This window comes from Mesorhizobium sp. 128a (assembly GCF_053848025.1).
In genome coordinates, this window is the sequence record NZ_JBSPKY010000020.1 from 1 (window position 1) to 20,459 (window position 20,459).

Annotated in this window: 19 protein-coding genes and 1 tRNA gene; 9 read left to right on the plus strand and 11 right to left on the minus strand. The window is 61.9% G+C overall.

Going from position 1 to position 20,459, the window contains the following annotated elements; translation table 11 throughout:
* Positions 1-224 precede the first annotated feature (224 nt).
* The 6 genes from ACWTU9_RS26640 to ACWTU9_RS26665 all read left to right on the plus strand — a co-directional run bounded on the left by ACWTU9_RS26640 (position 225) and on the right by ACWTU9_RS26665 (position 6,198).
* A complete protein-coding gene (locus ACWTU9_RS26640; RefSeq protein ID WP_455860923.1) occupies positions 225-1,883 on the plus strand; it encodes a hypothetical protein in 1,659 nt (552 codons plus the stop codon).
* Between the two features lie 100 nt (positions 1,884-1,983).
* A complete protein-coding gene (locus ACWTU9_RS26645; protein ID WP_455860924.1) occupies positions 1,984-2,466 on the plus strand; it encodes a group II truncated hemoglobin in 483 nt (160 codons plus the stop codon).
* A 160-nt stretch (positions 2,467-2,626) separates the two neighbouring features.
* Positions 2,627-2,702: transfer RNA gene (locus ACWTU9_RS26650), tRNA-Trp, on the plus strand.
* Positions 2,703-2,812: 110 nt separating this feature from the next.
* Entirely contained in the window at positions 2,813-4,036 is a 1,224-nt protein-coding gene (locus ACWTU9_RS26655) for a site-specific integrase (protein WP_455860925.1), read from the plus strand.
* Positions 4,037-4,293: 257 nt separating this feature from the next.
* Entirely contained in the window at positions 4,294-5,388 is a 1,095-nt protein-coding gene (gene mobQ / locus ACWTU9_RS26660) for a MobQ family relaxase (RefSeq protein ID WP_455860926.1), read from the plus strand.
* Positions 5,389-5,733: 345 nt separating this feature from the next.
* Positions 5,734-6,198: a hypothetical protein gene (locus ACWTU9_RS26665; protein ID WP_455860927.1), complete on the plus strand. Its 465-nt coding sequence runs from the start codon at positions 5,734-5,736 to the stop codon at positions 6,196-6,198.
* Between the two features lie 13 nt (positions 6,199-6,211).
* On the opposite strand, the gene ACWTU9_RS26670 is transcribed toward ACWTU9_RS26665, so the two are convergent.
* From ACWTU9_RS26670 to ACWTU9_RS26685, 4 genes are all read right to left on the minus strand, one after another.
* A complete protein-coding gene (locus tag ACWTU9_RS26670) occupies positions 6,212-7,429 on the minus strand; it encodes a M48 family metalloprotease (protein ID WP_455860928.1) in 1,218 nt (405 codons plus the stop codon).
* Between the two features lie 8 nt (positions 7,430-7,437).
* Entirely contained in the window at positions 7,438-9,075 is a 1,638-nt protein-coding gene (locus ACWTU9_RS26675) for a type IV secretory system conjugative DNA transfer family protein (RefSeq protein WP_455860929.1), read from the minus strand.
* Positions 9,076-9,294: 219 nt separating this feature from the next.
* Positions 9,295-9,597 carry a hypothetical protein gene (locus tag ACWTU9_RS26680; protein ID WP_455860930.1) on the minus strand — a complete coding sequence of 101 codons (303 nt, stop codon included), beginning with the start codon at positions 9,595-9,597 and terminating at the stop codon, positions 9,295-9,297.
* A complete protein-coding gene (locus tag ACWTU9_RS26685) occupies positions 9,597-10,469 on the minus strand; it encodes a phage integrase N-terminal domain-containing protein (protein ID WP_455860931.1) in 873 nt (290 codons plus the stop codon). Before ACWTU9_RS26685 ends, ACWTU9_RS26680 begins: the two co-directional genes overlap by 1 nt.
* Positions 10,470-11,402: 933 nt before the next feature.
* Between ACWTU9_RS26685 and ACWTU9_RS26690 the strand changes: the two genes are divergently transcribed.
* Genes ACWTU9_RS26690 through ACWTU9_RS26700 form a run of 3 tightly spaced genes read left to right on the plus strand, consistent with a single transcriptional unit; the run spans position 11,403 to position 11,932 of the window.
* Entirely contained in the window at positions 11,403-11,624 is a 222-nt protein-coding gene (locus ACWTU9_RS26690) for a hypothetical protein (protein ID WP_455860932.1), read from the plus strand.
* A 9-nt stretch (positions 11,625-11,633) separates the two neighbouring features.
* Complete coding sequence (locus ACWTU9_RS26695) at positions 11,634-11,783, plus strand: hypothetical protein (RefSeq protein ID WP_455860933.1); 150 nt, start codon at positions 11,634-11,636, stop codon at positions 11,781-11,783.
* Between the two features lie 5 nt (positions 11,784-11,788).
* Complete coding sequence (locus ACWTU9_RS26700; protein WP_455860934.1) at positions 11,789-11,932, plus strand: hypothetical protein; 144 nt, start codon at positions 11,789-11,791, stop codon at positions 11,930-11,932.
* A gap of 86 nt (positions 11,933-12,018) precedes the next feature.
* On the opposite strand, the gene ACWTU9_RS26705 is transcribed toward ACWTU9_RS26700, so the two are convergent.
* The 7 genes from ACWTU9_RS26705 to ACWTU9_RS26735 form a co-directional block, all read right to left on the minus strand.
* Positions 12,019-14,538 (minus strand): beta strand repeat-containing protein, encoded by a 2,520-nt coding sequence (locus tag ACWTU9_RS26705; RefSeq protein WP_455860935.1) that lies wholly within the window; start codon positions 14,536-14,538, stop codon positions 12,019-12,021.
* 289 nt (positions 14,539-14,827) lie between these two features.
* Positions 14,828-15,514: a hypothetical protein gene (locus tag ACWTU9_RS26710; RefSeq protein ID WP_455860936.1), complete on the minus strand. Its 687-nt coding sequence runs from the start codon at positions 15,512-15,514 to the stop codon at positions 14,828-14,830.
* Between the two features lie 333 nt (positions 15,515-15,847).
* The gene (locus ACWTU9_RS26715) at positions 15,848-16,300 is read right to left on the minus strand and encodes a MucR family transcriptional regulator (RefSeq protein WP_455860937.1); all 453 of its coding nucleotides are present in this window, start codon (positions 16,298-16,300) and stop codon (positions 15,848-15,850) included.
* 557 nt (positions 16,301-16,857) lie between these two features.
* Entirely contained in the window at positions 16,858-18,198 is a 1,341-nt protein-coding gene (locus ACWTU9_RS26720; protein ID WP_455860938.1) for a putative bifunctional diguanylate cyclase/phosphodiesterase, read from the minus strand.
* Positions 18,140-19,402 (minus strand): PAS domain S-box protein, encoded by a 1,263-nt coding sequence (locus ACWTU9_RS26725; protein ID WP_455860939.1) that lies wholly within the window; start codon positions 19,400-19,402, stop codon positions 18,140-18,142. The genes ACWTU9_RS26720 and ACWTU9_RS26725 overlap by 59 nt, the downstream gene beginning before the upstream one ends.
* Before the next feature lie 312 nt (positions 19,403-19,714).
* Positions 19,715-20,014 (minus strand): hypothetical protein, encoded by a 300-nt coding sequence (locus ACWTU9_RS26730; RefSeq protein WP_455860940.1) that lies wholly within the window; start codon positions 20,012-20,014, stop codon positions 19,715-19,717.
* A 17-nt stretch (positions 20,015-20,031) separates the two neighbouring features.
* Entirely contained in the window at positions 20,032-20,271 is a 240-nt protein-coding gene (locus ACWTU9_RS26735; protein ID WP_245514647.1) for a hypothetical protein, read from the minus strand.
* Between the last annotated feature and the right edge of the window lie 188 nt (positions 20,272-20,459).

The following is a 20,459-nucleotide window of genomic DNA, read 5'->3' on the forward strand; positions in this document are numbered from 1 at the left end:
CGCTTCGCCATCCGTGAAGGCGGCCGCACCGTCGGTGCCGGCATCGTCGTCACCATCAAAGAATAATCGAGCCCGGCATCCGCCGGATCGACAAGGAAAGGGCGGCTCAAGGGCCGCCCTTTTTCGTTGGCTCGCCGCAGGATGTGCCTGCTTTGGTGTTCCAATCTCTGTTGCAAGTCTCTGTGCCTATACTACTATAGATTGCCATTGAAGGGCTTGGTCGTATGGTTCCACGGCACCGTTTTCAGGTTTGGGCGTGCCGGGCACTGGGGCTGATCTGCCTGGTGTCGTTGCTTGCCATGGGCAGTGCCGCCTTGGCGGGCCAGACAAGAAATTCCGAGCCTGACCCGGATTCGCCGATGCGCTTCGTCGTCGTGCGCAGCAACGCGCCGGGCTGCGAGCCGACCTGTCCGGAATGGATATCGGCCGAGGGGGCGATAACGGCCAAGTCGCCGGCACTGCTCAAGGCCGCCCTGAAAACACTTGGCCGCCGCAAATTGCCGATCGTCGTCAACTCCCCCGGCGGCGATGTCGACGCGGCCATCACCATGGGCCGCATGATACGCAAGAACAAGCTCGACATCGCGGTCGGCCGGACGTGGTTTGTCGGCTGCGAGCCGGGGGCGAAAAACTGCAAGGAAAACGACGCCAGAGGCTCGCACTATATCGGCAACCCATATGTGCTCGGCAGCTATTGCGCGTCCGCTTGCCCGATGATGCTGGCCGGCGGCACCAGTCGCCTGGTCGGGCCGCTGGCCTTTCTCGGCGTCCATCAGATCACGACGACGGTCGTGCAAATGAACGTGCAATATGAAGTTCGCTATCGCATCGTGAAAGGCAAGAAGCAGGTCGTCAGCAAGAAGGTCGTCAGCCGCAAGAACGCCGGCAGCTACAAGACCTACGAGATGAGCAAGAAGGTGGAGCGCAAGCTGGCCACCTATTTCAAGGAGATGGGTGTCGACCTCAGCGTGCTCGAAACGATGAAGAGCACGCCGGCCAGCGACATCCAGCAGATCGACCTCAGCGACATGCTGGCAATGAAGCTGGTCACCAGCGTCGACGCCGTGGATTTGCTGACCAGCGCAAGCCTGTGCACGCTGGACCTTCCGGCCCCGAATTGCCGGGAGATACCGGCGAACAAGCCAGCCGGCGGCCTGCCGGCCGTGGCCAAGGCGGCGCCGCTGCCGGTGAAGCCGGAAAACGCGCAGCACGATGACGGCATGCGCTTTGTCGTTGTTCGCGGCAGCAATCCGCTCTGCAACCCCGATTGCCCGGAGTGGATTGCGGCGCAGGGCGCGATTACGCCTCAGACGCCGCAGAAGCTCAGCCAATTGCTTGCCACACTTGGCAACCGGCGGCTGCCGGTGGTGATCAGCTCGCGAGGCGGTGACCTGTCCGGCGCCCTGGCGGCCGGCCGGATCATCCATGAAAAGAAGCTCGACGTTGCCGTTGCCCGGACCGATTTCGTCGGCTGCGACCCGGCAGAGTGGAACTGCCTGGCCAAGGACGGCGCCTATGCCGGACTGAGCGTCGACGGGGAAGGCGACTGCGATTCGGCCTGCGCGCTCATGCTGGCGGGTGGCGCCAGACGGCTTGTCGGTCCCCAGGCGCGGCTCAGCCTTTATCTGATGGGGCAGAAACAGACGGTCAAAGCCTATCTCGACGAGATGGCCATAAGTCCGGCCCTGTTCACGGCGCTTCAGGGCAGTCCGGTCGAGCGTCAGCTCGAACCTGACATGATGCTGAAGGTCGGGCTGACGACCGGGCGCCAGTCGGTGGATGCACTGACGGGTTCCAGCATATGCAAGTCGGCGCCGAAACCAGAGAATTGCCGCGTGGTGGCGTCGTCGAGCGCGCAGGCCGAAGCGCCCGCCAAATTGTAGGCGCTCGGTTTTGGGGACTCGCCATCGAGGCTGGTTGAGTGAGGCGCAATTTTTCCGCTATCGTCGCTGCCGGCGCTGGGGGGGTGGCGGAGGACCGAGAATGAGCCAGGATATCCCGACGCTTTACGAATGGGCCGGCGGAATCGAGGCGCTCACCCGGCTGACGGAAACTTTTTACGACAAGGTGGCACGAGATCCGGTGGTCGGCCCGGTGTTCAAGCACATGTCGCCGGATCATCCCGCGCATGTCGCGGCCTTTATCGGTGAGGTTTTCGGTGGACCTAAGACCTATAGTGAAAAACATGGCGGCCATCGCGAGATGGTCATGCATCACCTCGGCAAGCATCTGAGCGAAGAACAGCGCCGCCGCTGGATCAGCCTGCTTGCCGATGCCGCCGACGCGGTCGGGCTGCCGGACGATCCTGAATTCCGTTCCGCCTTCATGGGTTATGTCGAGTGGGGATCGCGGCTGGCCAAGATGAACTCCACCCTCGGCGAGACCTGCGACCCACAGACCGAACCGATGCCGGCCTGGGGCTGGGGCGTGCCGGGCGGGCCGTACAAGCCGCCAGCCGGGGATTGAGCGCCGGCAAGCCACTTCGGGCAGGCGGAAAATCACGATGGAGAGGCAGGGGCTGGCCATCACCTATCCGGATTTCCGGCGAAGGACATGAAAGCGCGTCAGACCACTCTTTACAGCGCGCCCGGAAGCTTTTAGGAAGCGCCTGCGCCGAAACGCGCATACGGGCATAGCTCAGTTGGTAGAGCGGCGGTCTCCAAAACCGCAGGTCGTAGGTTCGAGCCCTGCTGCCCGTGCCATTTTCCAAGGAAAATCAGGCACTTATAAATCGCCTTGCGAGGCGAGGACGCCGAAAGTAGCCTTACACATCTCTTGCACAAACTTGCACGCACGCAGGGAGTGTCTGGCGGTGGCGGAAAAACACACGATTCTGGAAGGCAAAGTTCACGTCTATCGGCGCAACGACAGCCCGATATGGCACTGCTCGACCTATCTCAAAGGCAAAAACTGGCGGGTCAGCACGAAGGAGGAGAGCCTCTCCAAGGCCAAGGACTGGGCCGAAGACTGGTATTTCGGTCTCAAGGACAAGGGCCGTCGCGGCGAGCTCCTCTCGGAGAAGACGTTCAAGGACGCCGCCGACCAGTTCATCACGGAGTATGAGGTGCTGACCGAGGGCGAGCGGAACGCCCGCTGGGTCAAGGACCACTACCGGCGCGTTCGCAGCTATTTGGTGCCGTATTTCGGCAAGATGGGCCTGTCGACCATCAACGCGGGTACGGTACAGGAGTATCGCATCTCCCGGATGACGCCCGAGGAGGGCATAAAGCTCCCCTCCCGCAGCACGTTGCACCACGAGACCGTGACTTTGCGACTGGTCTTAAAGACGGCCGTTCGCCATCGGTGGCTCGCCCATCTGCCGGATATCTCGCAGCCCTACAAGAAATCCGCGAAGGTCGTTCACCGCGCGTGGTTTACGCCAGAGGAATACAAACAGCTGTACCAGGCGACGCGGGCACATGCGCAAAAGACGCGAGACGCCAGCAAGAAGGCTCAGGAGGGTGAGAAGGCCCACCGCGTGTGGCTGGCTGAGCAGCTTCACGACAAGATCCTGTTCCTCGCCAACACCGGTCTGCGGCCGGACGAAGCCAACTGGCTTGAATATCGCGACGTAGAGATCGTGAAGGACAAGGCGACCGGCCAGAAGATCCTTGAAATCCAGGTGCGCGGCAAGCGCGGGGTAGGGTATTGCAAGAGCACGTCAGGCGCGGTGTTTCCCTTTGAGCGGATGGTGGCCCGGAACACGCCAAAGCCGACCGACAAACTGTTCCCCGTCGACCACAAGAAGCAGTTCAACGGCATCCTCGACAAAATCGGGCTGAAGCTCGACCGCGAGGGTAACCGGCGCACGCTGTACTCGCTGCGCCACAGCTACATCAGCTTCCGACTGCTGGAGGGCGCCGACATCTACCAGGTCGCCAAAAACTGCCGGACGAGCGTCGAGATGATCGAGAAGCACTATGCCGTGCATCTGAAGAACCGGCTCGATGCGGCTGCCATCAACGTCCGGAAGGCTAGGCCGCCCAAGCCGCCTAAGCAGCCGAAGGCCGAGTCGCTCGACCGATTTGAGAATTAGTTTGAGGGAGGGCTAACGTCCCCGGAACGGGACTTCCTCGCCCCATCCAACAGCGCACTTACGCATCGCACAACGCGTACGCATTGGACGAAAATTGCGATGCGTTGCGCGGTTTTCTAACCGGTTGCGACACGCAAACCGGAGAAAACCGGCAAGTGCGCCAAGGGAGGGCCCTTGGAACCCCGCGGCGCCGATAGACCTGCTTTTCAACTTGACTGTCCGTCGCGACCCGACAGACTGCAAAGGCGGGGTGACCGGTGGCAATCTTTCATCTGCACGTCAAGAACATCAGTCGAGGCGACGGTCGTTCGATTGTCGCCGCCGCAGCCTATCGGGCGGGTGAGACGCTGCCGAATGAGGCGGAAGAGCGCGAGAGCGCCTTTGGCGGGCGACGCGACGTCGTCCATTCCGAGATCCGGGTTCCGGCTGGCGCTCCCGCATGGATGCGGGATCGCGCCAAGCTTTGGAACGCTGTGGAAGCCGCCGAAAAGCGCAAGGACGCGCGGCTCGCCAAGGAAATTGAATTTGCACTACCGCGCGAAGTCGCGCCGGCGATTTGGCGCGAGCTGACCAGCACCATGGCCGACGCGTATACCCGGCAGGGATATGTCGTGGATTTGGCCATCCACGAGGACGGTAGCAACAATAATCCCCATGCCCATATGTTGCTGACGACGCGCCGGATAACAGCTGACGGCTTTGCCGAGAAGCTTCGCGAGGCCGATGGGGTTCGGTTCGTGACGGAAGCACGTGCGCGGTGGGCCAAGATTGCCAACGCGAGCTTCGCAGGCGCCGGCCTAGATACCCGTATCGACGCGCGTAGCAAAGCCTCTTCAGGTTTGTCCCCACGTGCCAGCCGGCACCTGGGTGCGGATCGCCAGGCGCGGCGGGGCCGCCGCGCCCAGATCGACGTTGAACGCATTGCCAAGGTCCGACAGGAGCTGAATATGCCCAATCCGCTTGCGGAACTTTATCCCCACCTGGCTCTGAGACGGGATTGGCCCCCCGAAAGCCGCGAACCGGCCCCGGACATGACCGAGCACGAACGTGACGAGTTCTGGCAGTATTGGCAGTCCCAGGATCACGAGCAAGGCGAGCCCGTCGCCGAGAGGGACCTCCCGGTCCTGAGTCCGGACGGCGATTTGATACCATCGCATGAGCTGGAGGCCGCACAGGACCGGATGATTGCCGAGGTCGAGCAGGCTGCGGACGCCTATCCGCTTCCCAACGACCGGGAGCGTGCGCCTGAGAACGGCCAGGAGTGGTGGGTGAGCACGCCACCCGAGAAGCGAGCGGCCGCCGAGCGTGACACGCCTGAGGTCGATCGCGAAACGTGGTGGCGGAACCGGTGACTGCGACGGCGGTCCCGTCAGCCGGAACCACAGGTCGACGGTAACTAGTTCAGTGTGTTTTTTGGTTTGTGGCGAGACGGCAAGGCACCCGCCAGCATGTCCCCCCGCACGCGCGTTGCGGTGGCGCTGGGCGGCAATCCTTCTTTGTAGAGGCCTTGTCTGCGGCGCAGATGCAGGAGGTAGGCATAATATGGCCGCTTGAGCAGGTGGAACCAGAACCATCCGGGCCAGTCTCGCCACGGACGGCGCTTTGCCAGGGCAAGTTCGTAGTCTAACCTTCTGATCCAATGGGGTCGCACACCAAGAGTAGGACATTATTCCTAGAGCCTGTCAAAGGAAATCACGATGGCGAAGGATCTCGATCCGGAAGCAGACATGGAGAAACTGACCGCGCGGATGGTGCAGCTCAACCGTCAGTTCGACGAGCTCTTCGCGCGGTGCTTTGAGCGGCCGGACCTTGCCCACGAAAAGTGGGTGCAATCCGCCCTGAACGATGCGCATTCCTACGAGCTCCTGAAGAACCACCTCTTTTCACTCGGCGAGATGCCCAGGGATGAAGCGAGAAAAGAGCCCGCGATCGACGCGAGCTTGCAGCTTCCCGCCATCTTTCAGGAATATCGAGGCCTTCGCGACAGGCTCGATGCATTAGGTGCTGCCAGTCCCGGTCATTTCGGGGGCATGCAACAGCAACTGCAAGCCGACCCGGACCCGTGGTGGGTGAGGCCGAGACCGGGAGCCCCGGGCTCGGGCGACCGAGAGGACCGGGAGCAAGAAATTGACCCGAGGCCACACTGGTTCCGGGACCGTTAGTCCCACCATCAAACTAACGTTTCCGGGCAAGTTCGTTCAGATGGACACCACGCTTAAGGGCATCGGTGCGGCGTTTGAGCGGGGGATGCGTGCTGAACAGGGCGCCCATTCTCCCACCGCGGAACATCAGATAGCCGTATCTGTTCTCGACCCCGGTCGGTTTGGCCGGGATTCCATGGACGCGCTCAAGGGCGCCAATCATGGCCTCCGGTGAAGCGATGCCGGCGCCGATGGCGTCGGCCTTGAATTCACGGGCTCGCGACATCCCCTTTACCACCAGTTCGGACCCTGCAAAAAGCGTGTACCGTGCCGCCGTTGCCAATGTTCCGGTCAACTCCGTGACGTCGCGCTGATAGCGCTTGTCCTTTGCGGCCTGGGCCACCATGGCGGTCGCAACCCTGGCGGCGAAGTCCGCCACGTGGCCCATCATGGTCTGGAATCCCTCCGCGAATTGCATCCGCTGCACATCGTTGTAGACCACGTGGCCGAGTTCATGGCCGATCACCGCGTCCAGTTCCTGCGGCGACAGGAGGTTCAGCAAGGGCTTGCCTAGAACGACCGCGGCCTCTCCACGCGTTCCCATCGCAAAGGCATTCGCGACATTCACCACGCCGACGAGAGGCGGCTTGATTCCAAGCTTCTCGGCGTGTCCCGCGACACGCTTCGCAAGTGGGTGGCCGGCCTCGAGGTACTCGACGCCGAACGTCTTGCCGACCCTGGCCTTGGCGCGGGCCGTGAACCTATTGCCGTAGACGAGTCCGGCGAGCGCCAAGAGGCCACCGATGATCCACGCCGGGCTGTAGAAGCTCATCTGGATAAAGGCGCCGCCGCGGGGGACGCCAACAATCAGCCATTGGATGAATACGCAGGTGAAGAGGACGCTCGCCGCCAGAATGAGGGGGGTGCCGACCATCGTCCGGCTGGCAGACGTGAGGTCCAGTTGCCGGTTCTCCAATGGGTTGGTGTCAAGACCGAACCGGGCGGCCAGTTCAGGCCGGTAACGAGCCAACGCGCGCTTCGCGATTTTGAATAGGAGCGCCGCCTGCCAGATGGTGAGGCCCAGGTCGACCAAGACGAAGAGAGGCGCCCAGTAGAAGTGAGGCGGCAACGGCAACACAACGCTCGGGTAGAGCCTGAAACCGGTGTTGATAGCATACCAGCCAAGTCGCAGCGCTGTCGCTGCCAGATACCTGACGGCCGTGGGCCTGACTTCGTCAAAAAAGGAGTTCATGCCGCTGCTCACGCTTTTCGGTTGGCTGGAGGGGTGACTCGATCACGGCAGGCCTGCCCGAGGAACCAGGGCACGAGCCTGGCCTTGATTGGGCGAACGCCCCGCGCGAACACCAGGCCGGCGCGGGTCTGATCCGGGGCGGACCCGCTCAGCAGTTCCGTCACTTCATCCGGCGTCAGAAGGGGGCGGCCCGTATAGGCGACGCCGTGATTGACCGTACCGGTTCCCGCCCCGTTGCCGGTGAAGATCGGACCTGTCGAGGCGCTGTTGCTGGTCCCGGCAGTCCGGTAGCCGCGCGTCTGGTCGCCGAGGAAGTCCGAAATCATCAACGCGGTGAAGTGCTCGTCCGTGCCAAAGAAGGTTTTCACCGAGGTGTTGAAGAAGGTCTTCCAGCCGCCCGGATAGTGTTCCTCCAGCGTGGGCACGTCCTGCAGGAAGAACCACAGCCGGACACCCGCTCCGGCATGCGTCCGGATCGCATCGCGGAAGCGCGGGAACGGGCCCAGGCTCAGGAACTCGTCCAGAACGAATAGGACCGGTATTTCAGGGATGGTCTCGTTCTGGAGCATCGCCTCGAGGGCCGTGCTTAGCGTTATCTTCAGAAACGCCGCATAGGCGGACATCTTGTGGAACGGGACAGTGATGTAGACCGTCGCGGGCTCATCCTTGAGCGAGCGGAAGTCGAAGGAGGCGATCGAAGTGGCGCGGTGGAGGCCCGGGTCATCCCACAGGGCGAACTCGGTGTTGATGGTGTCACGCAGGTTCGGGATCGCTTTGCTGTAATCCTTTGCAAGCACGATGTTGGCGGCATTGGCGATCGCCGGATTGCGCGATACCGCCATCGTCTTGATCGCTTCGGTGAACGAAGCGAGGGGAGCGGCTGTGATACGCCGCACCTCAGCCATATGGCGATGCCCCGGCGGCGCCTCCTCGGTGACGAACATGATGATGGCCGTGAGGATCGAGATGGCATCCTTGCGGAAGAAGTCAGGCGCGTACTTATCCGGCGGCATGATCAGGTCGGCGAGTGCCTGGGCGTCGGAGAACGAAGCGATCCCGTCGAGGGGGTTGTAGGCATCGCTTTCGGACAGAAACGGTGAAATCCGGTAGACCGGTCCTACGTTCTTCCGCCGCCAATCCGCCGTCTGGGCATAGAGCTCGCCCTTGGGATCCAGCACGACACAGGAACCCTTGTAGCGGACCAGGTTGGGAATGATCGTCGTGGTCGATTTGCCTGATCGGGTAGGCGCCACGGTGAGGAGGTGGCCTTCGCCGTCCCAGTGAAGCTGGCCCGCGACCGCGCCGCCGAGGGCAGGGTCCTCATAAACGCCTAGCAAAATCGAAGAGGGACTATCGAATTTAGAGCTCGGGTGCAGCAGACCGGCCTTTGAGAGTTCGGAGGCATCAGCCCAGCGGGCCGAGCCATGCAGCGGAGGCGGACTGGCAACCGCCTCGTCAACACGGCGTTTCTCTTCGCGCTGCTCCTCTTCGATCTGTTTGCGCGCCCGATGTTGGGCGAACATGTTGCTGATCGTAGTTGCTATCTTGAATCCGGCTGAGAAGCCTTCTCCGGCTCCCTTCCTGCGGGATGAGCCGAACGGCTCCATCCCCTTCAGAGGATCGAAATCCTTGAACCAATCCGGCATACCCCAGTCCCCGCTAGACTTGGGACAGTAGCAACGGCGGGGAGAAATACAATGGGCCTACTGACGATTCTTTGAGTAGCTTCGACACTCGAAATATTACCTTGATAGCCAGCAGAACTGCTGGCCTCAGAGCTCCGGAAGCGGAGCCACAAAAACAAAAAGGGGATGGACATCCCCTTCTCGATTGCCAGGCGAACGCCTGCTTCTGGTACGAGCCCATCACCATGATATCTCCAACTCGGGATATTCCGTCACCGTCGCGATGCGCAGCGGGTCCTGCTCGATGAGAGTCGGTCGCCAGATGTAGTGGAACTGCTCGGAATCGAGCCAGATCTCCAGTTCCTGGGCGGCGGCCATTTCGGACAGGTCGAATGGCAGTTCCTGCACAACGCGATAGTGGCGATGACCCTGCGCGGCGGCCTCGTCAATCGCTGCGGCGATTGTGGCGGGCCTGAACAGCTTGCCGGCGTACGTCTTCCTCGTTTTGAAGGCCATGAGGAAATTGCCTTCTGCGCGCTTCATCAAAAGGCACTCCCCAGGTAGGTATCGGTGATTTTCAGGCGCCCGTGGCCGAGCTCGGCCGAGATCTTGTGGCGTGCCGCACGGTCGGCAGCGCGTTCGTTGCTGTCCATGTCGGCCCAGCGCTTGCCACCGGCCAGCGGGCAGGGCCGGTCGGTCAAGGCGCGGTAGCGCTGCTGGGCATAGGCATGCCGCAGGCCGTGGGTGTTGCGTAGCCCCGCCTTCAGTGTCTGATACTCGAACCGCTTGAGATGTTCGACATACGTTAGTTGCGCCGGGATCAATGAACCCCGACCGGGAACAAGGCGCCTGGCTTCCTGGAGCACCTGCTGCTGCTCCAGCGTGGTTATCGGGATGGTGCGTGCGCGGCCGCCTTTCGTCCAACTGGCCTTCAAGGCGATGTGGTCGCCGTGGATGGCTTCCTGGGGCTGGAACTTCATGGCTTCCTCGCGCCGCAGGCCGAACGCGGACTGCAAGAGCAGGGAGGTTTGAATATAGGGACACTGGATGTCGCTGTGCTTGGCGGGGTCGAGGACTTGCGCGCGGTTGCGCGTGACTTCGCCGCGTTCGGCCATGCCGTACGCGACGTTGTCACGGTTGACGACATTGGGCTTGTTGATCTTCTCGGCCCACCAGCGCAGCCAGGTGAGGCGGTTGCGGACACTGGCATCGGTTGTATCGCCGTCCAGCCAGCGCTCGACAAGCGCCTCAACGTGCTTGGGTTTAAGGGAGCTCGCGGCCGGCAATTTGTAGCCGAGATCCGCGAGGTCATTGGCCATTGCGGTCAGGCCGCGCCGGCGGTTGTTTTGAGTGCCGTAAGAGCCGTCCCGGTTGCGTTGGCACAGCCGCACCAGGTCCATGGTTAGATCGTCCATCTTGCTCGCTTCTTATTTTTGGCTGAGTGTTGATGGCCGATGCACGTCCGTAGATCGTGACACCCCGCGAAGGTCATTCGCGGCATGGCCGGAATGCGTAGTCTTCCTTACGGTATGAGCCTCCCGAGCCAGCCGGATGGCTGGCCGAAGTGGTTTGCCCTGTTGGGCATCCGGTCACCGAGAGGTCGAGACCGGAGGTGTGGCCGCCGCGGCGGCGCACGAATCGATTGAGCAGGCATGTGTGCTCTCCTTTTGCTGGGGAAATGGTCGGGTGAGATGGTTCAGGCAGTGTTTGCCTGCCGGGATAGTGGACGGCGTCGCCTGCTAGTGGCCAGCGCATCGCACTGGAAATGATTTTCGGCTGCCCAAGCGAGCCGCAGCGTCATTTGAAGGTCATGCGTCAGCGTTTGCGCAAACCCTTCATCCACAGTGGCTTTGAGGGCGGTCTGTCACTCCCCAATCTATTGGCGAGTGACAGACCGCCGGCCGGCGGGTGTCGGACATCCTATGTCCGACCGGCCACGCCATGGCGTTGCCGAAGGCGCGGTCGGCGGTGCGGCCCGCCGACTCTGTCGTTTCGGTAGGCCGGATCGGTCCACTCCCGAGCGGCCCGGTCCGGATTGCCGCGCCTATTCGTTGCCACGCGCGGTCTGCTGTGCCGTCATGGGTCCAGAGGTCGCGTTCGCTTGTGACCTCTGCTGTCGCCGGCGGTGATGGCTTCGCCTTCGCTCATTGGCAGGTGTTCGGTCTTTCAAGGCTTTTCCGTTGATTGAACGGCCCGAATGGATGTCCGGTCCTGACCGGCGCGTCCGCCTTGTCCCGTTCCTGCCCGCTCCTTCGCTATCGCTCCCGTGTTGGGGACAAGCCAGCCGTGGCCGCCGGTCGATGGGGAACCGTCCTTCGGGACAGATCAATCAACCAAAGGAAAAGACCATGAAAGACAATCAGAACACCAAGACTGCCAAGACCGAGGCGAAATCCCCGACCTACCACGCCTACACCGTGCGGGACGCCAAGGCTGAAGGCCAGAAAGCCTTCTGGACGCGCATCGGAGCATTCTTCGCCCACGACGACGGCGAGGGCGGTACGCTCATCCTCGAGGCCCTGCCGCTCGATGGACGCATCGTCCTCCGCTCTCCGAAGAACGACGAGTAGGAGGCGCCGATGCAGTTCTTGACCCAAGACCTGCACGACCTGCTGCTGGCGAATGGTCGCCAGCAGCAGCCCTTCGCGGCACAAGGCATGAAATCGACTTTGTTCCCTTGTATAACTGTTTACGCCGGACGCTGGCGCGACCTGGCTGTTTGCAGCTAGGTAATGTGAGCATATCGGATTGGGCTACCGTTAGAGGTCGCCTCGGCTTACCGGTCGAGCACGATCGGCATTTCCGCGGCTTAGGTTGCCGGCGGTGGGCGCCGATCTTTGTCGATGGTTTCCCCGTAGACGGCATCGGTTCTTTTTAAGATCCCCAGGTTAGTGATCCAGCGATCGGCCGCAACCGCCCCAATGGGCTGTTATTCAGAAAATGACGAAGGACGCTAAGGCATTCCTACGGACGGCAGTAGTAGGGTCGACCATTGACCATTTTCATGGTGCCGTAGGCGCCTGGACCGCAAGTGGCTGGAGGGCTGTTGGCCAGTTGCAGGATTGTGGCGGAGACGGTGCCCGAGACTTCGAGTGAGGTGGCGGGGTTGGTAGTGCCGACGCCGACATTGGTGGAGAAATAAGCTCTGCTGCCGCTAACTGTACCAGTCGTGGAGACGCCGCCTGCAACCCAGATGCCATTGTAGAAGTAGCCGGTGGTCACGCCGGATTCGGTAATGGAAATGCTGTTGGTGGTGCCGTTGGCGATAACCTGGGCGGTGCCGGAGGCGATCCGGTCGGAGCCCGCTGCGATAACGCCGGTAAGGCCCGAGCCATCACCATAGAAGTGCGTGGCCGAGATGTTGGAAAAGTAGCCGTTGGTGGCGCTGACTGTGCCGTTGCGGGTAGCGTCGATGTAGGAGGCCGAGACGTTGGTGGTGCTTACGCCCTTACCGACGTAGACCCCGGCGGTGGAGACCTCTACCACGTTGCCATCACCGAGGACGACCTGGTTGGATTTGTTAGGCTGGGCGTTGAAGCCAACGCCGGTGACGTTGCTGTAGGTGTTTGAGACGGAAGCGCTCTGGACAGCATAGGCACCAAGGGCCGTAACGTTAGAGGCCAGGTTGTTCCGCGCCGCGAGATAACCCAAGGCGGCGGTATTGAGGCCGGTATTATATTGGCCCGCGTAGGATCCGATCACGGTGGAGTTAGAGCCTGTATTATACTTCCCGGTGGCCACGCCCATTGCGACCAGGGCGTAGCCGGAATTCAGTTGCCCGGCTTCTTCACCCACCGCCGTTACATAGGCGGACGTATTGTCCTTCCCGGCGAAATAGCCGACGCCCGTAAGGTGGGTCTGGGTGTTGTTCTGCCCGGCAAAGCCACCAATCAAGGTGGAATAGTCCCCGCTGTTAATCTGCCCTGCGGCATAGCCCAAGGCGGAGAGATAGAGGCCGGTGTTGGTCTGGCCTGCCAAGTACCCCGCCGCCGTTATGCTGTTGCCTGTATTGTTCTGGGCGGCATAAGTGCCCATTGCGGTGACATTGGTGCCGCTGTTGTTCTGGGCGGCGTAGGCACCCGTAGCTGCAGTGTTGGCGCCGGCATTGCTATAGCCGGCGTAGGTGCCTACCAGCGAGGCCGTGCTACCGGTATTCTGGTAGCCGGCGCCATAGCCGAGTGCCGTTACATTGCCACCATTATTGAGGCGTGCCGCCGAGGCGCCCAAAGCCGTGACGCCGGTACCGGAGCTGCTGAGGCTGGCACCGCTGCCCACGACCACCACGTTAGTGCCGGTGACGATATCAAGCAGGCCGCGAACGGAGAGATTGCCGTTGGGGCTGAGGGTGGCGACAGAGGTGCCGGAGACAAGGCGGTCGGTGACCGTGCTGATGCCGGTGAGGCCGGACCCGTTGCCAACGAAGTTTGTGGCGGAGACGGTGCCGGAGACTTCAAGGGCAGTGGTTGGGGTTGCGGTGCCGATACCGACTTGCCCGGTGCCAAGGATGCGCATTAGCTCGGTGCCGCCAGCCATAAAGTAATGGTTACGGGCACTGTTGTAGCTGCTGTAGTAGAGGTTGCCGCTGGAGCCGTTAACGCTTGAATAGAGGCCGGTTATGTCACTCAGACGGATTATGGGGGATGAACCCATGATGTTGAGAGACGTGCTGGGGGTTGCCGTACCAATGCCGACATTGCTGCTGAAGTAGCCGCTGGTGCCGGAGATGCCACCGGTGGTGCTGACGCCTTTGCCGACGTAAACGCCGGCTGTGCTCACTTCGACAACGTTGGCGTTTCCCAAAACCACCTGGTTGGACTTGTCGGCCGTATAAACGGCATAGCCCAACAGGGTGACGTTACTGTAGGTGTTTGACGTGCCAGCCCAGCCTCCCAGGGCGGTGACGTTGTTTCCGGTATTGGTCTGGGCGGCGGCATGGCCCACCGCTGTAAGCGCAGTGCCGCTATTGTACTGCGCGGCGAAATCGCCAACTCCCACGACGTTGGGGCTAGCATTGGCGTAACCGGCCGACTTCCCGACCAACGTAACGGCGCTGCCGGTATTGGTCATGCCGGTGTTGGTGCCAACGGCAACGACATTGGTGCCAGAATTGGTTAACCCGGCGTTGTTCCCGATCGCGACCACATTGGTGCCGGTCACAATATCAAGCCTCCCGGCCACGGTCAGAGCACCAGTCGGGTCGATAACCGCCGAGCTTGTGCCGCTTACGATGCGATCGGTAGTAAGTGTGAGGCCGGTGAGGCCGGATCCGTCCCCCACGAACGTGCCCGTAATCGTCGAGCCGCTAACAATCGGCGCGTTGGATGGACAGCCGATATCGCCCCGCGAGGCCTCTCCATAGCAAAGCCGGTTGCCGGCGATGCCCATGGTGGTGGAGACGTTGACGACCGCACCCCAATCCTGTGCCCATGCCGACCCTGTCGCCAGCACGGCAGGAACAAACAAGAGGCGGAAAAGGAGGCGCATAAGTCACTGTACCGCAACCTTAACCCGTTGGCGTCGCTCTTGACGCCAAATGGGGCAACCGTCGTTGCGGGTTCGCCACTGCGGTGACTATGCGCGGTCCGTCTGGCGACGGTTCCACGGCTGGCGAAATGGGGCTTTCGCGTGCGTAACCTTACCGAGACAATAGGGCTAAAAGGGGCAGGGCTAACCGCCCGCCTTCGCGCTTTGTTCTCGTGCGTAGGTGAAAACTAATATGACCAATCAGGGCACGTAAATGCCGCCCCTTGGGCGGCATTTGGCAGAACCAACGTTAGTTGATGGTGTTGGCAGCGTAGCAGAGGATTACGGAGTTGGCCGTAGGCTGGGCGGAGGGGACGGTGGTTGCGCCGCCGCTGGTGGCGTTCAAGCAGGCGGTGGTGCCGTAGATCACGCGGCCCTTGGTGGCATCAACGCTCCCATCAATGGCTTTGTCGGCTTCCTTGGCGTCGGCCAACGGCATATCGGCAAACTGGACGACCAGACGCTGGTCGGGACCGGCGGTAGCCATGGTGTTGACCTGTTCGGTGATGGTGCTGGTGGTGGAGGTACCGCTACCGAAGCCATGGTAGACCACGGCAGAGGTGCCGGTACCGGTGATGCGGAAGCCGGGCAGAATGTTGCGCAGGTCGGACTTGTCGATGTTGGAGGCCCAGCTGGCAGCGGGGATGGACTGGTTAACCAGAACGGCCAGGTTGGAGGTGGGGGTACCCGCAGTGGTGAGGGCGGATTGCGGCCACACGTGCTGGCCGGAATAGAACTGGCCGTTGGCGTCTTCCACCTGCTTGAGCTGGGCACCGGCCTTGGTACCGCTGGAGCGGTTGATAAGCTGCCAACCGACCGTGATGATCACGAGGGTGATAAGGATGGCGATAATGGCGACGATTAGGATGGTCTGGTCGATCGTATAGCCCTTGTTTGAGGTAAGACGGTTGAACAGACTGTTGAAGGTGAGTTGCATTGTCAGGAGGTTCCTTTGCTGGTTGTTGGTCTTGAGACCTATGTTACCCCGCTCCAGATGTTCTGACAGGCAAAGGAGGAATTTCTGACAGGGCTGTGTGTGATCTGTGCACTGAACCAGAGGGTTGCGCTGCCCGGCGGCAAAACCGCCGCGGCGAATTTCGGTCCGACGCGAACGCCAACGACGTTTTCGCAGCCCTGATGGATAGCCATGGTCCGGCCGGGCGCACCTAGGCGGCCGGCTATTGGCCGCCGCAATGAAGGATCTGTGAGGGAACGGCTGACAGAGGTTGGAGGCTGCTGCCATCCCCCAAATTGTTCCTAACCCGAAAGCTCAACTTTCGAGCGAGGGGGGCGATTCACCCTGTGGCCTGGCGGGCGGCTTGCGACCGAAGCCAGCGGATTTGGCAACGAGGGACCGCTGAGCGGCATAGTTGGGTGCCACCATAGGATAATCCGGGTCGAGTCCCCACTTTGCCCGATATTCCTGCGGCGTCATGCCGAAATGGGCCCTGAGGTGCCGCTTAAGAGACTTGAGCTTTCTCCCGTCCTCCAAGCAGACGATATAGTCGGGGAACACTGACCGCTTCCGAGTGACGGCCGGGACAAGCTCAGGTTCTCGGAGCGCAGGCGATTGCAGAATTCCCCTCAGCGCAGAACTGACACTTGCGATTAAGTCAGGAACGGCGGCGGCGGGGATAGCGTTGCTCCTGACAAACGCCGCGACGATGGTGGACGTCACAGCCACCACGTCCACCGCTACGGGTTCGGTTTTGTCATCATCCATAGACATGCTCTTCGCCTTTCGCTGGCCCTCGTATCCGGAATACTGGCAGCACCTTCTGAGGGCGTTAACTGCATCGTCACGTTGGTGCTCGCCAGAAATAGCCGTAGGTTGTCGCTTCCGCATTGGCCCGGATGTCCATATGCGTTTTGCTTGCCGCGCTTGGCATGTGCCCTGCCATCATCCCAGCCGTGGCCGACTCCTACGGGACTTTCCTCGGAGGAAGGTATCGTCTCTTCCGCGGGACAAATTTTCGGCCGATGGGGCCCTGCGGTCTAGCGCGCCGAGGGTGTAACCGCGACCATCAACGAGACCATCGACGGCAGCGTCTTCGAGCGATGGCGAAACGCCTACAGGACAATTATGGCCGGATCGCTGGCGGAAACGGGCTGGCCAATCCTGGAGGGGGTCCACCCTGAGACGTCTGCCCCACTGGGCCAGGTTCTGCGGGCGGTAAGATTCGGCGCCGCCGGCAGCGGGTGCACTATGCACGCCGCCTGGAAACCAGAAGGGTAAGACCGTCTCTGAACCCACCCGCGACCAACTCCCAGGTGGACGAGTTACGCGAGACGCGATGTCTCTTCGAAATACGCGCCGATGATGGCGGCGACGCTCTCGCTGGCAACCGGCGGACTGAACAGGAAGCCCTGCAACTCGCCGCATTTCTCGGCACGCAGTGTCTCCAACTGCCCGACCGTCTCCACACCTTCGGCCGTGGTATCGATGCCGAGGCTGGCGCCGAGGCCGATGACGGCGCGGACGATGGCGAGCGACTCTGGACACCGGCCGATCTCGCGGACGAATGACCGGTCGATCTTGAGGCGGTTGAACGGAAACTGCCGGAGGTAGCTCAGGCTGGAGTAGCCGGTGCCAAAATCGTCGAGTGCAATGCGCACGCCGAGCGAGCGAAGCTGCTTGAGGATGGCGAGGTTGGTGCTGCTGGCCGACAGCAGCACCGACTCGGTGATCTCGATCTCCAGTTGGTGCGGCTCCAGCCCGCTGCCGGCCAGGGCCAGTCCGACCGCTCCGACGAGGTCTCCTTTGCGGAACTGCACCGGCGAGACGTTGACGGACAGCACCAGCTCGCGCGGCCAGGTTGCCGCCTCCCGGCAAGCCACCGCAAGCACCCAGCGGCCGAGCTCGTCGAGGATGCCGGTTTCCTCCGCGATCGGGATGAAATCCGCGGGCGACACCATGCCGCGGCGCGGATTGTGCCAGCGCAGCAGGGCCTCAAACCCGCGCAGCTTTCCGGTTTGCGTCCGGATGATGGGCTGGTAATGCAACTCGAACTCGCGGTCGATTTCGGCGCCGCGCAGCTCTGTCTCCAGCGCACGCCGCTCGCGCTGGCGCATATCCATCCCGGCTTCGAACCAGCGGAAGGTACCCTTGTCCGATTGCTTCGCTCGATAGAGGGCGAGATCGGCGCATTTCAGTAGGCTGTCGATGTCGGTGGCGTCGTCCGGGACCAGCGCCGCGCCGATACTCGCACCGATAACTATCTCGGCGCCGTCGACCTTCCGTATGGCGGTGAGATCGCGGATAATGCGCTGGCCGAGCTCCTCGACGTCGGAGCGGCGCTCGACCGCCGGCACCAGGATCGCGAATTCGTCGCCGCCCAGCCTGGCCACCACGTCGGTCTTGCGCACCAGGTGTCTCAGCCGGGCGGTCACCTCTATGAGGAGTGCGTCGCCTGCCGCGTGTCCGAGAGTGTCGTTGATCGTCTTGAAATTGTCGAGGTCGATCAGCACCACGCCGAACCCCCGTCCATTCTGCTCGAGGCTGTCGGCCGCCCGCTCCAGCTCGCGCGTGAAGACTGTTCGATTGGCCACTCCCGTCAGCGGATCATGATGAGCGAGGTAAGTGATATGGGCTTCGGCGCGCTTGCGGTCCGTAATGTCCACGATTGTCGATAGTATTGCCACCTGATGATCTACGAGGGTTTCGCTTGTGTACTCGATCACATCGAGTTCGCGGCCGTCGGCGGTCGGCGGTGCGGTGCCGAAGCACCATCTCGCGACCGTCGCTTTCGCGGATGGTGGTGCCATCCACGCGGATTTCGGCAAGGCTGCGGTCCAGGAAGTCGCTGCGACTGTAGCCGTACAGACGCAGCGCCGCTTCATTAACGTTGAGAAAGCTGCCGGTCGACTGGCTGCGCACGAACATCGGAACCGGATTGTCGTCGAAAAGAGAGCGGAAGAGGGTCTCCCGCGCCTTCAGGTCGCGAATGTCGGTGAGAGTGACCACCAGCACGCCGCCGGCGATGTCGACACCGACCTTGAGAGCGATCCTCTGCTGTCCCAGCCAATAGGCGAGCTCGAAGCTCGATAGGCGCCCCCCTGAACCCGCGCGCAGGAGTTCCTGTGGTATCTCGCCTATGCCGACCTTGGTCAGCGCGTCGGAGAGCCGGGTGAACTGGAGACGGTCAATGGTCGATCCGAGGAAGCCCGCCGCGGCCTCGTTGATGCTCAGTATGCAGAAGTCAGAAATTGCGCCATGCCCACAATCGATCGGGCTCAGCCCGATAACGCCTTCCTGAGTGGAGTTGATGAGCAGATTGGCAAGCTCGAACTGGCTGGCGCGCGGCCGAAGGAATAGAAGGAAGTATTCGCCCGGCCAGCGGCACGACAATGGCAGCGCGACGATCTCGATGGTGGAGACCTTGCCCTCAACGACCCAGTGGCAAACCTTGAGCCGGGGCTCGCCTGCCGAGGAGGCGTTGTCGAGGGCGGAGGCGATTGCCAGATTGAAGGCATATGGCAGCTCATCGAGGCTGCGCGCGGACTCCGCAAAGCCCACGATGGCGCGGAAGCGCCGGCCGCAGCGCAAAAGGAAGGGTGGCTCGTCGCCCAAACGACGGACCACAGCGATCTCTTCTGAGAAGCGGCCGACGCTGCCCAACGCGATCTCCTCATAGGGCGGCAGCGCGCCTGAGCCGCAGGCGGATTGCCAGCGGCGCAGGATGAGCCTCACGTCGTCGGACTCCGTTTGGGCCGCTACGCTATGCCCTCCTGTAGCGTCGACCGTGTCGGGGCCGGTCTGCTCAAGCCCCACCATCGGGTGTGCGCCCGCCTTCTGCAAAAAAACGTCTCTGAGAGCCGCAATCATCCTCGCATCTCGCCGGTTCTGCCGCAGGTCCAATCGGGTCGGGGCAAAAAACCTCGGCCGGTTAACAAGCAATCTGAGGAGCGTAGCTCCGGTCGACCGGAGCATCCGGCATCGAGGGCGAGCCCGCAGATCCGACGGTCAGCCGCGGCCCGGCCGCGCCTTGCCCGATCCTGCGCTGCACTCGACGCGGAACCTATGGCTTGGACCCTTAACGTTCGACTAAATTAGGCGTCATGTTCCTGTTAAATCGGGTGCTGCGCAGAGGCTTTGGTTCGTCGGCCGAGGCGCTCACGGAAAGGCCGCCCGGTGCCCTCACAAGCTAAGGGCCCGCGCCGGATGGCGCTCCTGCCACTTCTCCGCAAGGCGCTGCTCCTGGGGTTGCTTCCGTTGCTCGCGGAGCAGGTTTTCAAGATCCTCGATTTGCCGCTCGACCTTGCCAAGGTCATACATGTGGCCGAGCTGTACGTTATGACGCTCCCGCAGGTAGGCGATAAGCCGGGCTGAGCCTTCGTGGCCGACGGTGGCATTGATTTCGTGGTCGATGTTCTCGATGGATTGTTCCAGCGATAGCGCATGTTCGCGAAGTCGCGCCAACTGGTCCTCTGCACTCATGGTGACCTCCGAAGGGGTTAGTGCTCGTAGTGGTAGGCGGGAAGATGCTCCGGCTGCTCTTGCAATTCGGTGATGAGATGGGCGCGCAACCTCTCCCCGGAATCGACCAGTTGTTGAGCGCGGGCGTGGAAATAGAACGCACCTTCACGCAGATCCTCGTCAATCCCCGGAATCGTCTCGGCCTGGTGCTTACGCATCGCCCAATAGGCGAGGCGCTTACGCCGCCGGACCAGGTCCGTTTCAAGCCATTCCAGCACTTTTCGGGCCTTCTCGCGCTGTTCGACCGTGAGCTCCCGGATTCCGAATACCGATCCTTGATGTAACCTGGCCATATCTTGATGATGGGGCGGTATTGTGTATCCCGCAAGTGTTGCCTGGCTCGAGGAGTAGGGGACTACTAGGTTTATAAGCGTGGAAGTATCTGAAAACTCACAGAAAGCGCCCG